Source organism: Mesorhizobium sp. B2-8-3 (assembly GCF_006440815.1).
GTDB lineage: Bacteria > Pseudomonadota > Alphaproteobacteria > Rhizobiales > Rhizobiaceae > Mesorhizobium.
Genome location: NZ_VFTW01000005.1, coordinates 215,441 through 229,202, shown reverse-complemented (window position 1 = coordinate 229,202; position 13,762 = coordinate 215,441). Strand labels below are relative to the sequence as shown.

General features: G+C 65.1%; 13 protein-coding genes. 8 read left to right on the top strand and 5 right to left on the bottom strand.

The window, feature by feature from the left end; all coding sequences use genetic code 11:
• Positions 1-119: 119 nt before the first annotated feature.
• Positions 120-668, bottom strand: a complete 549-nt coding sequence (locus tag FJ418_RS11005) for a histidine phosphatase family protein (RefSeq protein ID WP_140647659.1) — start codon at positions 666-668, stop codon at positions 120-122.
• Positions 669-832: 164 nt separating this feature from the next.
• Here FJ418_RS11005 and FJ418_RS11000 point away from each other — a divergent pair, with 164 nt between their 5' ends.
• From FJ418_RS11000 to FJ418_RS10990, 3 genes are all read left to right on the top strand, one after another.
• A complete protein-coding gene (locus FJ418_RS11000; RefSeq protein ID WP_140865410.1) occupies positions 833-1,783 on the top strand; it encodes an AEC family transporter in 951 nt (316 codons plus the stop codon).
• A gap of 324 nt (positions 1,784-2,107) precedes the next feature.
• The gene (locus FJ418_RS10995) at positions 2,108-3,565 is read left to right on the top strand and encodes an NAD-dependent succinate-semialdehyde dehydrogenase (RefSeq protein WP_140865408.1); all 1,458 of its coding nucleotides are present in this window, start codon (positions 2,108-2,110) and stop codon (positions 3,563-3,565) included.
• A gap of 95 nt (positions 3,566-3,660) precedes the next feature.
• Positions 3,661-4,686 (top strand): aldose epimerase family protein, encoded by a 1,026-nt coding sequence (locus FJ418_RS10990; RefSeq protein WP_140865407.1) that lies wholly within the window; start codon positions 3,661-3,663, stop codon positions 4,684-4,686.
• 45 nt (positions 4,687-4,731) lie between these two features.
• Here FJ418_RS10990 and FJ418_RS10985 read toward each other — a convergent pair whose 3' ends face one another.
• Entirely contained in the window at positions 4,732-5,649 is a 918-nt protein-coding gene (locus FJ418_RS10985) for a sugar kinase (protein ID WP_140856297.1), read from the bottom strand.
• Positions 5,650-5,807: 158 nt separating this feature from the next.
• On the opposite strand from FJ418_RS10985, the gene FJ418_RS10980 reads away from it, so the two are divergent.
• Genes FJ418_RS10980 through FJ418_RS10965 form a run of 4 tightly spaced genes read left to right on the top strand, consistent with a single transcriptional unit; the run spans position 5,808 to position 8,157 of the window.
• Positions 5,808-6,251 carry a FixH family protein gene (locus tag FJ418_RS10980; RefSeq protein ID WP_140647664.1) on the top strand — a complete coding sequence of 148 codons (444 nt, stop codon included), beginning with the start codon at positions 5,808-5,810 and terminating at the stop codon, positions 6,249-6,251.
• Positions 6,252-6,258: 7 nt separating this feature from the next.
• Entirely contained in the window at positions 6,259-7,464 is a 1,206-nt protein-coding gene (locus FJ418_RS10975) for a cytochrome c peroxidase (RefSeq protein ID WP_140865405.1), read from the top strand.
• A 58-nt stretch (positions 7,465-7,522) separates the two neighbouring features.
• Positions 7,523-7,846, top strand: coding sequence for a type II toxin-antitoxin system RelE/ParE family toxin (locus FJ418_RS10970; RefSeq protein WP_140865403.1), 324 nt, complete (start codon positions 7,523-7,525; stop codon positions 7,844-7,846).
• Positions 7,843-8,157 (top strand): helix-turn-helix transcriptional regulator, encoded by a 315-nt coding sequence (locus FJ418_RS10965; protein WP_140865401.1) that lies wholly within the window; start codon positions 7,843-7,845, stop codon positions 8,155-8,157. Before FJ418_RS10970 ends, FJ418_RS10965 begins: the two co-directional genes overlap by 4 nt.
• A 4-nt stretch (positions 8,158-8,161) precedes the next feature.
• Here the strand turns inward: FJ418_RS10965 and FJ418_RS10960 are convergent, their stop codons facing one another.
• Positions 8,162-8,614: a winged helix-turn-helix transcriptional regulator gene (locus FJ418_RS10960; protein WP_140865399.1), complete on the bottom strand. Its 453-nt coding sequence runs from the start codon at positions 8,612-8,614 to the stop codon at positions 8,162-8,164.
• A 164-nt stretch (positions 8,615-8,778) separates the two neighbouring features.
• On the opposite strand from FJ418_RS10960, the gene putA reads away from it, so the two are divergent.
• On the top strand, positions 8,779-12,387 hold the full coding sequence (gene putA, locus FJ418_RS10955) for a bifunctional proline dehydrogenase/L-glutamate gamma-semialdehyde dehydrogenase PutA (RefSeq protein ID WP_140865397.1): 3,609 nt from the start codon (positions 8,779-8,781) through the stop codon (positions 12,385-12,387).
• Positions 12,388-12,423: 36 nt separating this feature from the next.
• On the opposite strand, the gene FJ418_RS10950 is transcribed toward putA, so the two are convergent.
• Together FJ418_RS10950 and FJ418_RS10945 are read right to left on the bottom strand one after the other, a co-directional pair.
• The gene (locus tag FJ418_RS10950) at positions 12,424-12,738 is read right to left on the bottom strand and encodes an antibiotic biosynthesis monooxygenase (protein WP_140653415.1); all 315 of its coding nucleotides are present in this window, start codon (positions 12,736-12,738) and stop codon (positions 12,424-12,426) included.
• Between the two features lie 43 nt (positions 12,739-12,781).
• Positions 12,782-13,744, bottom strand: a complete 963-nt coding sequence (locus FJ418_RS10945) for a TonB family protein (RefSeq protein ID WP_140865396.1) — start codon at positions 13,742-13,744, stop codon at positions 12,782-12,784.
• Positions 13,745-13,762 lie beyond the last annotated feature (18 nt).

Here is a 13,762-nt window from a genome sequence, read left to right as displayed (position 1 = left end):
GGGAGCGCGCCTATAGACCCTGCGACGGGTTGTCGCAAGCGGCATTGTCGCGGCGGATGTGCGGCTTCTTCCGGATGTGGCATTTCGGCCACTGTAGCGAGCCGCGCGGGCCGGCGCCCTCAGAAGGTGACGCGGCCGAGCACCTTGAGGGCGTCGCCTTCCGGCACCACAACCACGGCTTCGCCCTCGCGCGGCGCTACGCCGGTGAGCGCCTCGATGTTTTCCACATGCGTGACCAGCACCAGATTGTCGGAGCCGGAATAGCCGCGGATTTCCTTCATGACCGCTTCCATTTGCGCGGCCTTTTCGGCCGGGTCGGTTTTCAGCAGGTCGAGCGGCGCGAAGGGCTGCGGCTCGGATTCGAAAGCGATGCGGGCAGTGTCGAGGCAGCGGCAGTAGCGGCTGGAGAGCACGTGATCGATCGGAGCCGCGCGGGCCGCGAACAGCGCGCCGATGCGGCTTGCCTGCTGCTTGCCGCGCTCCGACAGGTTGAGCTGCGTGGCGCAATTGCCGATGTCGAAATTGGCCGGGTCGGCAGCTCCGGTGACGAAGGCATGGCGAAGCAGCACGACATGGCCGCCGTCGCGCAGCAACGCCCAGCCGGCGTCCGTCGCGTGGGCAAGGCTCGGAGCGGCCAGGAGAAAAAGCGCCAGAACAATTCGCAGCATCGGAAGTCCTTTGGCGGCCCGGCGGGGGGCCAAGACCGTGATCGGCATATAGGGATCGCAAAGCCGGCCGGAAAACAAGCAGCGGCGCCGGGGAACGGCGCGCGGCGCCAATTGCATGGCGAACAGGGCTCGCCTATCACGGGAAAAATGTCTCCGCCCAGAAAATGACTCCGCTCACCGAAACCGTCCTCTTCGTCTTCAGCCTTGTGGCGCTCGGCTATCTGGCCGGGCTCACCGGCTATCTGAGGCCGGCGAGCGGGGAGGGCATTTCCGAATTCGCCGTCAACGTGGCGATGCCGTTGCTGCTCTTCCAGACCATGGTCAAATCGGACTTCCATGGCGTCACGCCGTGGTCGCTGTGGGGCGCCTATTTCGCGGCCGTGGTCATCACCTGGGCCGCGGGCCATCTGGTGATGACGCGGCTGTTCAGGCGAGATGCGCGCGCGGGCATCGTCGGCGGCGTGTCGTCGGCCTATTCCAATGTCGTGCTGCTCGGCGCGCCCTTCATCCTCGGCATCTTCGGCGCGAGCGGCTTCGAGGTGCTGTCGCTGCTGGTCTCGGTCCACCTGCCGATCATGATGATGGCCTCGATCGTGCTGTTCGAGATGTTCGGGCGCGGCAGCGGCGAGACGATCCATCCGCTGCGCGTCTTCAAAAGCTTCCTCAGGCGGCTTTTCATCAATCCGCTGATCATCGGCATCCTGGCGGGGCTCGCCTGGCGCCTCACCGGCGCGGCGCTGCCGGACCTTATCGAACGGCTGGTCGATACGCTCGCCGACACGGCCGGTCCGGTGGCGCTGTTCGCCATGGGGCTCAGCCTGCGCCGCTTCGGCATCTCCGGCAATATCCGGCCGGCGCTGGCATTGTCTGGACTGAAACTGTTCCTGATGCCGGCGCTGGTGCTGGTGTTCGTGTGGCTGCTCGGCCTGCCGCCGCTGACTGCCAAGGTCGCGGTGGTGGTTGCAGCACTCCCTTCGGGCATCAATTCCTACCTGATCGCCGTCCAGTTCAACACCGGCCAGGCCCTGGCCTCGAACCAGATGACGCTTGCCACCGCAAGCGCGGTGGTGACCACGTCGTTCTGGTTGACGGTGGTGATCCACGTCTTCGGATAAGGGATGTCGTTATTCAGGTGAGGCCGGCCTGCAAACACCGATTTCCTGCGCTTCCGGTGCTCACGTACTTTAGGTACGCTCCGCTCCGGTTCTCGGAAATCGCCATTTTCGGCTCGGCCTGACCTGAATCTCAACATCCCTCCACCAATCTCGCACGCAAGCAATCCGCGCTCGCCTTTGCTGGCCCAACCCCTATATGCCATCTTGTGATTGCTTGCCCGCCTTTCCCTAGGTAAGAGCAATGCGCCAGCGTGCGGCTAGCGAGCACGCTTCAACGGATATCCAGAAAAACGGCCGATCAGCGCGCCGAACGGAGGCCAGACCATGCTTCAGAAAACCAGTCATTTCATGCGCCAGGCCAATCTCATCAATGGTGAATGGGTGCAGGCCGACAGCGGCCAGACCATCGACGTCAACAATCCGGCGACGGGCCTCAAGATCGGCACCGTGCCGAAGGCCGGCAAGGCCGAGACCCGCCGCGCCATCGAGGCCGCCGAGGAAGCCTTCAAGAGCTGGCGCAAGACCACCGCGCTCGAGCGCTCGAAGCTCCTGCGCAAGCTGCATGACGCGATGATGGACAATCAGGACGTGCTGGCCGAGTTGCTGACCATCGAGCAGGGCAAGTCGCTCGCCGAATCCAAGGGCGAGATCGGCTCGGCCGCGGCCTACATCCTGTGGTTCGCCGAGGAAGGCCGCCGGGTCTATGGCGACATCGTGCCGTCGCCATGGGGCGACCGCCGCATCCTGGTGACCAAGGAGCCGGTCGGCGTCATCGCCGCCATCACGCCGTGGAACTTCCCGTCCTCGATGCTCGCCCGCAAGATCGGCCCGGCTTTGGCCGCCGGCTGCACGGCGGTGGTCAAGCCCGCCTCGCAGACGCCTTATTCGGGCCTCGCCTGGGGCGCGCTGGTCGAGGAAGTCGGCTTCCCGAAAGGCGTCGTCAATGTCGTGACAGGTTCGGCTGGCGAGATCGGCGACGAAATCTGCGCCAATCCGCTGGTCAAGAAGATCACCTTCACCGGCTCGACCGAGGTCGGCAAGATCCTCATCCAGAAGTCGGCAACGACGGTCAAGAAAGTGTCGATGGAGCTCGGCGGCAACGCGCCGTTCCTGGTCTTCGACGATGCTGATGTCGACCGCGCGGTGGCCGGCGCCATCACCGCCAAGTACCGCAACTCCGGCCAGACCTGCGTTTGCACCAACCGCTTCCTCGTGCAGGCCGGCATCTACGACAAGTTCGTCGAGAAGCTCGCCGCCGCCAGCAACAACCTCAAGGTCGGCTCGGGCCTCGAGGAAGGCGTGCAGCAGGGGCCGCTGATCGACGAGAAGGCGGTCGAGAAGGTCGAGGAGTTCATCGCCGACGCAACCTCGAAGGGCGGCAAGGTCGTCGCCGGCGGCAAGCGCCATGCGCTGGGCGGCTCGTTCTTCCAGCCGACGGTCATTGCCGACGCCACGCCGAAGATGCGCTTCATGAAGGAAGAGATCTTCGGGCCGATCGCGCCCGTGTTCGAGTTCGAGACCGAGGAAGAGGCGGTCGCCTTGGCCAACGACACCGAGTTCGGCCTCGCCGCCTATTTCTACACTGGCGATCTCGGTCGCGCTTTCCGGGTAATGGAAGGCCTGAAATACGGCATGGTCGGCGTCAATGAAGGCCTGATCACCACACCCGAGGCGCCGTTCGGCGGCGTCAAGGAATCCGGTCTCGGCCGTGAAGGCGGGCATCAGGGCATCGAGGACTATCTCGATACCAAATATGCCTGTTTCGGCGGCCTCGGACTCTGATATCGATCCCTGGGATAGGGCAGGCGTTTGGCCTGCCCTTGCCGGATGATGCGCCGTCGGCCTAAATCCACGGATCAGGAAATGACATTTCGGGCATGGCGATGAAAGACGGCGAGGTCTTCGGCACGACGCAAGCGGGTGAGGCTGTGCGCCGCTTCACCATTCGCGGCGGCGGCATCACCGCCAACATCATCGGGCTGGGCGCCATCGTCCAGGATCTCAGGCTGAGCGGCCACGATGCGCCGCTGGTGCTCGGCTACGACCGTTTCGAACCCTACGAGACCGACCGCGCCTTCTTCGGGGCGGTGGTCGGACGCTTCGCCAACCGCATTGGCGGCGGCCGCTTCACCATCGCCGGCAACCGCTACCAGACCGAGCAGAATTTTCTCGGCAAGCACACGCTGCATGGCGGCTCGGAAGGCTTTTTCCACCAGCCATGGACCGTCTCGCTGCACGGCCGCGATTTCGTGACGCTGACATTGCACGATCCGGACGGCGCCATGGGATTCCCGGGCGCGCTCGACGTCACCTGCACCTACCGGCTGAAGATCCCCGGCACGCTCAGCATGGAACTGACCGCGACCTGCGAGGAGCCGACGCTCTGCAACCTCGCGCAGCACTCCTATTTCAATCTCGACGATGGCGGGGCGGGCGACATCCTTGACCATCGGTTGATGCTCAACGCCGGCGCCTACACACCCGTCGATGACGAGATGATCCCGACCGGCGTGGTGAAGCCGGTCGACGGCACGCCTTTCGATTTCCGGCAGGCGCGGGCGCTGCGCATGGAAATGGAAGGCGAGCAGCTTCGCTATGACCTGAATTACTGCCTGGCCTCCAGCCGCGGGCCGCTACACCAGGCTGCCTGGGTGCAAGGCGCCAATTCCGGCGTCGAGATGGAAGTGTGGACCACCGAACCGGGACTGCAGCTCTATAGTGGTCAGTTCGTCGCGCCGACATCGCCGGGGCTTGACGGCCGCCGCTACAGGGCGTTTTCGGGCCTCTGCCTCGAAGCGCAGACCTGGCCTGACGCGCCGAACCGGCCCTATTTCCCGCAGGCGACGCTGTGGCCGGGGCAGATCTATCATCAGGTGACGGAATACCGGTTCCGGCTGCCTTAAAGTTCTACGATATTGAAGTGATGCCTGCTTAAGCTTCGACGGAGCTTAACTGTCGAAGGCTGCCCTCAACGTATCGAACGGGGCAAGCGCGCCGCGAACCTGCACGACCGCGGCGGCGACTTTATGGGCGCGGCGGACCGCGTCGGCGGGCGCATGGCCGGCAAGCCGCGCAGCGAGATAGCCGCCGTTGAAGGAATCACCAGCGCCGGTGGTGTCGACGGGGGCGGCCACATGCACCGCGTCGACAGTTTGTAAAACGCCGTTCAGCGCAATCAGGGCCGGCTGCTCGCCATTCTTGACCACGACCTCGCCGGTCAGCTTGCCAAGGCGCTCCGCCGTTGCCTGTGGCGTCGGATCCCCGAACAGCATCTGCTCGTCCGGGAAGGTTGGCAACGCGATGTCGCAGACCGCAAGCGCATTGATGATCGCGGCTTGGGCTATCTCACGGCTTGGCCACAGACGCGGCCGGTAGTTCGGGTCGAAGGCGACGAGCGAACCGGCGGCCCGGGCCGCAACTATGGCCGTCAGCAAAGTTTTCCGCGCGGCCTCGTCCAGAATTGCCAGGGTGATTCCGGAAAGATAGACAAGCGCCTGGTTTTCAAGGCTTTTCGCAAGTGCTGCCGGATCGGAGGCAAGCTGGCGCGCGGCCGCGTCGCTTCGCCAGTAGGTGAAGGCGCGCTCGGCCCCGGTGAGCGTTATGGCGTAAAGGCCGGGGCGCGCGCCGGCAATGACCGGACTGTTGCCCACGCCTATGCCGTTCTCGGCAAGGAAGGCAATCTGGTCGCGCGAGAAGGGGTCGTCGCCGAAGGCCGACACGTAGGTCGCGGGCCGATCCGGGCTCAAGGCGTGCAACGCCCAGAGCGTGTTGAAGGTATCGCCGGCAAAACCCATGCGCCAGTTCGGGCCGGTCTGGCCCGACAGTTCCAGCATGCATTCGCCGATCGACGCGATACCCTTGGCCATGCGGGCTTGTCCCTTCCTAAGATCTTGTTGCTGTAGCTTTTTGCGGCCGGCAGCGCCATGCTTGGCTAGCGGCGAATTTTGCGCCAGAAGCGATTTCCCACAGGCAGGGTGGGACGCGACAAGCGAACCGCGACGTTAACAGCCGAAGAGGAACGGGTTTGGCATCGATATGGCGTTACATTCTTGCGGGTCTCGGCCTGGCCGCTCTGCTGGTCGGCATCGTGGCCGCGGTCTATCTGATGCTGCCGCAATCGGCGTCCGGCCCGGACATTTCACGCTCCAAGAAGACGGCGAACGGCCTGTTCGTCGCGAGCTTCGAGCCGGAGCGCGGCGTGATCCGGCAGGGCGAGCTGCAATCCTGGCTGCTGACGCTGAAGACCGCCGCCGGCGCGCCGGTGGAGGGGGCAGCCATCACCGTCTCCGGCGGGATGCCGCAGCACGACCACGGCCTGCCGACCAGTCCGCAGGCGACCGATTACCTCGGCGACGGACGCTACCGCATCGACGGCGTGAAGTTCACGATGAGCGGCTGGTGGCAGCTGCATTTTGGTATTTCGGCGGCGGCCGGGTCCGATTCCGTCGTCTTCAACGTCGTGTTGTGAGGGGGCGATGAGACGGCTGGCCAGCGTTGCAGGTCTGCTCGCATTGGCGACGCTTTTGCTCCTCGGCGGTTGCGGCAAGCCGCAGTTCAGCGATGCGGAGAAGAAGACCATCGCCTCACTGGCGTTGAACACCTTGCCCTCGCTCAAACCCGACACCACGAACCAGTATGCGGATGTGCCGGCGGCCGCCGCGCTTGGCTCGACGCTGTTCTTCGATGTCGACATGAGCCGCGACGGGACGGTGTCCTGCTCGACCTGCCACAAGATCGACCGCCAGTTCCAGGACGACCTGCCGCAGGCGGTCGGCGTCAGCCGCACCAACCGCCGCACCATGCCGCTGGCAGGCGTGGCGCGCGATCCCTGGTTCTTCTGGGACGGCAGGCGCGACAGCCTGTGGGCGCAGGCGCTGACGCCGCTGGAAAATCCGCTGGAGCAGGCGGGAAACCGCGCCGCCTTCGCGCATTACATCAAGAAGCGGTTCGGCGAGCGCTATGAACGCATCTTCGGGCCGTTGCCGGACCTTTCGACCGTGCCGGCCAACGCCAGCCCGCTCGGCACGGATGCCGAGAAGGCGGCGTGGAACGCCATGTCCGCCGGCCAGCAAGACGACGTCAACCGCGTCTATGCCAATATCGGCAAGGCGATCGCCGCCTTCGAACGGTCGATCGAGCCTCGGCAAACGCGCTTCGACCGCTTCGCCATCGATCTGGCCACCGGGGCAGCGCCGCAAGGCGACGCCGCGTTCTCGCCGGAGGAGATTCTCGGGCTGAAGCTGTTCATCGGCAAGGCCAACTGCGTGACCTGTCACAATGGCCCGCGCTTCACCGACAATTCCTTCCACAACACCGGCGTGCCGCCGGTCGAAGGGCTGCCGCCGGACCGCGGGCGCGTCGATGCGGTGGCGCAGGTCGAGGCCGACCCGTTCAACTGCCTCGGCAAATTCCGCGACGGCGACGAAAGCGCCTGCCGCGAGCTGCGCTTCATGGTCAAGGACGGTCCGCAGATCATGCGCGCCTACAAGACGCCGTCGCTCAGGGGCGCCGCAAGCCGGCCGTCCTACATGCATGCCGGCCAGTTCTCGACACTCGACGAGGTGGTGGCGCATTATTCGAAAGCGCCGCTTGCCGTCGAAGGCGTTTCCGAAGTGCACTCGCTCGACCTTTCCGAGCGCGAGCGGGCGGCGCTGGTGGCTTTCCTGAAAACGCTTGATTGATGATCTAGCTGTCGATATTGATTGAAAGAATATTGCAAAAAAGGTATGTTTTATTCAAATGGACTGGGTGGTGGAATTCCTCAATGCCAACGTGAGGCAGGAGCTTGAGGCTCAGCCCAGAGATATTCTCGCTAGCTTTCTGCGCATATCGCGTCTGATTGAGGTGCATGGCTTGCAGAAAGTCCACGAACCCTATGTGAAGCATTTGGAGGGCCGGCTCTGGGAAATGCGAATGAAGGGTCGTGATGGTATTGCACGCGCCGTCTATGTGACTGCAACCGAACGTCGTGTGGTTATCCTGCGAGTTTTCACCAAGAAGACGAAGAGAATCCCACGAAGCGAAATCGAACTGGCTCTGAAGCGAGCAAAGGAGGTTCTATGAACCGCAAAGCAATTCCCGTCGAGGAGGCGGCCAAGGACTGGTTCAAGGATCCGGAATTCGTCGCCGAGTATGAGGCCCTGGAAGAAGAGTTCACGCTGGCCGAAGCTTTAATAAAGGCTCGCGGCGAAGCCGACATGACTCAAGAAGAAGTTGCCGCTGCTATGGGAACCACGCAGGCTGTGATCGCCCGCTTGGAGAGCGGCCGGAATATGCCTTCGACCAGAACCTTGCAACGCTTTGCCAAAGCAACTGGATCGAAATTGCGCATCAGCTTCGAACCCGGCAAATCGAAGTCGCGCGCAGGTCACTGACTGCCTACCTGTCCTTCACCGTTTCCATCGCCACGAAGGTCGAGGTCTGGGCGACGTGGGGCAGGGCCGATATGCGCTCGCCGAGCACCCGCCGATAGGCGGCGATGTTGGTGGTGCGGACCTTCAACAGATAGTCGAAGCTCGAGGCCATCATGTGGCACTGCTCGATCTCCGCCACGCCCTGCACCGCGCGGTTGAAGGCGTCGAGCGCCGCCGAGCGCGTGTCCGACAGTTTCACCTGGACGAAGGCGACGTGGCCTTCACCCATGCGCTCGCGGTCGATGACTGCGCGGTAGCCTCTGATGTAGCCGTCCTTCTCCAGCCGCTTAACGCGCGCCTGCACCGGTGTCTTCGACAGGCCGACCTTGCTTGCGAGTTCCGACATGGAAAGCCGGCCGTCGCGCCCGAGCGCGGCCAGGATGTTGCGATCGATGCGGTCCAATTGGTCTTCAATCATCGATATTGCAGTCAATACGATTGAAAGGATGCCTATATGATAGATCGAACGGACTGCTTTGTCGATTTCTTTGGACCGACTGAAATTCGCAGCTGTGCTAGCTTGCGCCATTCGGTCCGGCGACCGCCAGACCGCTCGCTCACGCTCGCTTTCATGGACCCGACATGCCGCTCGACGCCATCCGCCAGCAGATTCGCGCCAATTATTTGCCCGACGAAGACGAGGCGGTGAGGCGCCTGTCGGCGACAGCGGGGCTTTCGGCGGAGGAGCGCAAGGCGATCTCGGCCCGCGCGGCCGAACTGGTGCGCGCGGTGCGCGGCTCGACCGACCCCAGGCTGATGGAGGTCTTCCTCTCGGCCTACGGCCTGTCGACCAAGGAAGGCGTGGCGCTGATGTGCCTGGCCGAAGCGTTGCTGCGCGTGCCCGACACCGAGACGATGGACGACCTCATCGCCGATAAGATAGCGCCGCATGACTGGTCGGCGCATTCTGGCGGCTCGAGCTCCATCTTCGTCAACGCCTCGACCTGGGCGCTGATGCTGACCGGCCGCGTGCTCGACGAAGGCGAGGGCGGCATCGAAGGCACGCTGCGCGCCATGGTGCGCCGGCTGGGCGAGCCGGTGATCCGCAAGGCGGTGGCCGCCGCCATGCGCGAGATGGGCGAGCAGTTCGTGCTTGGACGCACCATCGCCGAGGCGATCAAGCGCGGCCGGCCGATGACGCAGAAGGGCTATCTCTATTCCTTCGACATGCTGGGCGAGGCGGCCCGCACGGAAGCCGATGCGCTGCGCTACCACCGCGCCTATGCCGACGCGATCTCCTCGCTCGATTCCGGCTCCAACGGGCCCGACATCCGCTACAACCACGGCATATCGGTGAAGCTCTCGGCGCTGCACCCGCGCTACGAGGAGGCGCAGAAGGAAAAGATGCTGCCGGTGATGGCCGAGCGGCTTCTGTCGCTGGCGCTAGCGGCGCAGCATTCGCGCATGGGCCTCAACATCGACGCCGAGGAAGCAGACCGGCTCGACCTGTCGCTCGACGTCATCGAACGCGTGCTGGCCGAGCCGGAACTCGCCGGATGGGACGGGTTCGGCGTCGTCGTCCAGGCCTATGGGCCGCGCGCGGCCTTCGCCATCGACTGGCTCTATGCGCTCGCGAAAAAATACGACCGCCGGATCATGGTGCGGCTGGTGAAGGGCGCCTATTGGGACACCGAGATCAAGCGGGCGCAGACGCTCGGCCTGTCCGGCTATCCGGTCTTCACCCGCAAGGCCAACACCGACGTTTCGTATCTGGCCTGCGCGAAGAAGCTTTTGTCGATGACCGACCGCATCTACCCGCAGTTCGCCACCCACAACGCGCACACGGTTGCCGCCATCCTGTCGATGGCGAAGGACCGCGACAGCTTCGAGTTCCAGCGTCTGCACGGCATGGGCGAAGCGCTGCACGAGACGGTGCGCCAGGCCGAAGGCACGCGCTGCCGCATCTACGCGCCGGTCGGCGCGCATTCCGACCTGCTCGCCTATCTGGTGCGGCGTCTGCTGGAAAACGGCGCCAATTCCTCCTTCGTCCACCAGTTGACCGACGAGGAAGTCGAGCCCGAGGAGATCGCGCGCGATCCGCTCGAGGCCGTCGAGACGCAGGGGCCGGCCGCCAATCCGGCGATTGCGCGCCCCGCCGCGATTTTCGGCGCCGGACGCCGCAATTCCAGGGGCTTCGACATCACCGATCCGGTGACGCTTGCGGCCATCGACAAGGCGAGGGCGGAATTCGCCGGAACGGACCGCTGGCACGCCAAGCCGGTCACGCGCGCCGCCGGCTACGGCAAGCCGCGCCAGATCGTCAATCCGGCAAAGCCCGACGAGGTCGTCGGCACGGTGCACGAGGCGGCGGCCAAACAGGTGGCGACCGCCGTGCGCATCGCCGTCGACGCGCAACCCGCCTGGGCGAAGCGCCCGGTTGCCCAGCGCGCCGCGATCCTCAACCGCGCCGCCGACCTCTACGAAGCCAATGCCGCCGAATTCTTCGCTCTCGCCACCCGCGAGGCCGGCAAGTCGCTGGCCGACGGGGTCGCCGAGGTGCGCGAGGCGGTCGACTTCCTGCGCTACTACGCGACCGAGGCGGCGAATGCCGAAGCGGGCACGCAAGCGCGGGGCGCGATCGTCTGTATCTCGCCGTGGAACTTCCCGCTGGCGATCTTCACCGGCCAGATCGCCGCGGCTTTGGTCACCGGCAATTCGGTCGTCGCCAAGCCGGCCGAGCAGACGCCGCTGATCGCCTTCCGCGCCGTCGAGATGCTGCGCGAGGCCGGTGTGCCGGAGGACGTCATCCAGCTTCTGCCGGGCGATGGCCCGTCGGTCGCCGCGCCGCTCACCGCCGATCCGCGCATCGCCGGTGTCTGCTTCACCGGCTCGACCGAGGTTGCCAAGCTGATCGAAAAGCAGCTGGCCGAAACCGCGGCGCCCGATGCCATGCTGATCGCCGAGACCGGCGGCTTGAATGCGATGATCGTCGATTCCACCGCGCTGCCGGAGCAAGCGGTGCGCGACATTCTCGCCTCGGCCTTCCAGAGCGCCGGCCAACGCTGCTCGGCGCTGCGCGTGCTCTACGTTCAGAAGGACGTCGAGAAGAAGATGCTGGAGATGCTGAAAGGCGCGATGGAAGCGCTCACTATCGGCAATCCCTGGGCCATCTCGACCGATGTCGGCCCGGTCATCGACGACGAGGCGCAAGCTTCGATCAGCGACTATTGCAAGAAGAAAGGTCTGGAGGGCCGGCTGATCGCGAAATTGGAAGCGCCGGCAACCGGCCGTTTCGTCGCGCCGCATGTCTTCCGCGTCAAAGGCATAGAGGAAATGGAGCGCGAGGTATTCGGCCCGGTGCTGCATGTCGCGACCTTCGATGCCGACGAGATCGACGCGGTGATCGCCGCCATCAACCGCAAGGGCTACGGCCTGACCTTCGGCCTGCACACCCGCATCGAGGGTCGCGTCCAGCATTTCGTCGACGGCATCCATGCCGGCAACATCTATGTCAACCGCAACCAGATCGGCGCCGTCGTCGGCTCGCAGCCTTTCGGCGGCGAGGGGCTTTCCGGCACCGGCCCGAAGGCCGGCGGACCGCATTACCTGCGCCGCTTCCGCAAGGGGCCGGAGGCGGGCACCGAGGTTGGCGAGGGTCACAAGGTGACCGCGACGGAGCTTGCCGACAATCTGCCGGATCCGACGCTCGGCGGCTGGTCGACGCGGCCGGATCGCGTGGCGATCCTGAGAAAGCATCTGCGCGGCAAGGGCGCGGCGGCGATCGCCGCCGCAGCAAGCCTCGATTTCGGCCAGGTCGACCTGCCGGGACCGACCGGCGAAGCCAACACGCTGTCGCTGTCGCCGCGCGGCAGGGTGCTGTGCCTCGGCCCGGATGCCGAGACGCTGCTTTCCCAGACGATCCAGGCGCTCGCGGCCGGCAATGCCGTGCTGGCGGTGGCGCCGGGCGCTCCGGCGGCGCTGTCGGCGCTGACCGGCAAGGGCCTGCCGCTGGCGGCCATCGACGGCCGGCCCGACCCGGTCGAGGCGCGCTCGCTGCGAGTCGATGTCGTCGCCTTCTCCGGCACGCCGGAGGCGGCGCGGATCGTGCGCAAGGTGATTGCCGAGCGCTCCGGTCCGATCGTGCCGCTGGTCAGCGAGGTGCTCAACCCGGCGGCTTACGCGCATGAGCGCGCGGTCTGCGTCGACACGACGGCCGCAGGCGGTAACGCCAGCCTGCTGGCGGCTGCATAGTCAGCTCGAGACCAGCCGTTTTGGCGGAGGCGCGTTTCAGGCGCCTTCGACCACCGAAAAGCCTTCGAACTGCGGGTGGCCCAGATAGTGCACCTTCGAGCCGCCGGCATTGCGATGGGCGGCGCGGAAGTTCTCCGATTTCGTCCAGGCGACGAAATCCTCCTGGCTTGCCCAGACGGTGTGCGAGGCAAACAGCGTATAGCCCTCGGTGTCGTTGACCGGGCCGCGCAGCAGGTGGAACTCCCTGAAACCCTGCATTTCGGAGAGGCTTGAATCGCGGTTCTTCCAGACGTCCTCGAAAGCTTCTTCCGAGCCGTTCTGGACCTTGAAGCGGTTCATGGCGATATACATCTGGTTCCTTTCGAAATGGACGAATTCTTAGAATGGTGAAGGTTTAAAAAGGGCCGATCCGCGCCTTGAACACCCAACTTGATTTTCCGGTCTCGGGTGGAATGGGAGGGAACGGTGCCTGCTTGCGCACCAGCGTCAAAGCGAACTGATCGAGCTCGGCGGACCCTGAACTTTCAGCGAGCTGCAGGTCGCTGACGCTGCCGTCGGCCGCGACGACGAAAACCACCCTGGCATTGTTGCGAGCCTTGGCCTGGATCGATTTCGAAACGCGACGGTTGGCGCGGGCAAGCTTCTTCTGGATTTCACCGCTGTAGCGGGATTCGAGCGCATTGCCGGCGGCCTGTTTCTTACCCTTGCTGGCGATGACCGGCGCATCGTGCGTATCGCCATCCGCCGTGCCGCGCGGTTCAACGGTTTCACTTGGCCCCGCCGATCCGGCTGGTGCGCTCGATGTCGCGCTCGGGACCGGTGATTGCCCAGGCTCGGCAGGGGGCGCTTGTGTGCTTTGCGGCTCGATCGCGGGCGTCGGCTTGCTGTCCGTGGGGACGCTCCGATCATCCTGGCGCGGCGTGGCGGCCGCCAGGATATCCGGCGTGGGGGCCGGCTCCTTGACGGCTTCCGGCGGAGGCTGAGGCGTCACCTGTTCACTTACCGGCTGCGGCGGCTCGGCCGGCGGAGCGGGCTGGACAGCCTGGCGTTTTGCCGGTTGCGGATCCGGCACCAGGGTAACATCCACCGCGCCGGACGCCTGGTCATCCAAGGCGCTGCCGATGACGTTGGCGCCGGACTGGTCGGCGCCCTCGGCCCTGATCGCGTCCGCAGAGTCGAAAGTCCCCGCGGGTGCGATCAGAAACGCCGCCGCGGCGGCGCCATGGAGCAGGCCGGAGGCGATGATCGCCACCGTCCATCTGCGGTCTCCGGCGGATTGCCGCGTCCGCATGAGTGGCTCGGCCGGCTTGATCGCCAGTTCACTGCCTGCATCGGAAGGGTGATCGATATCCTGCATGTCTCGCGCCGAGACCTG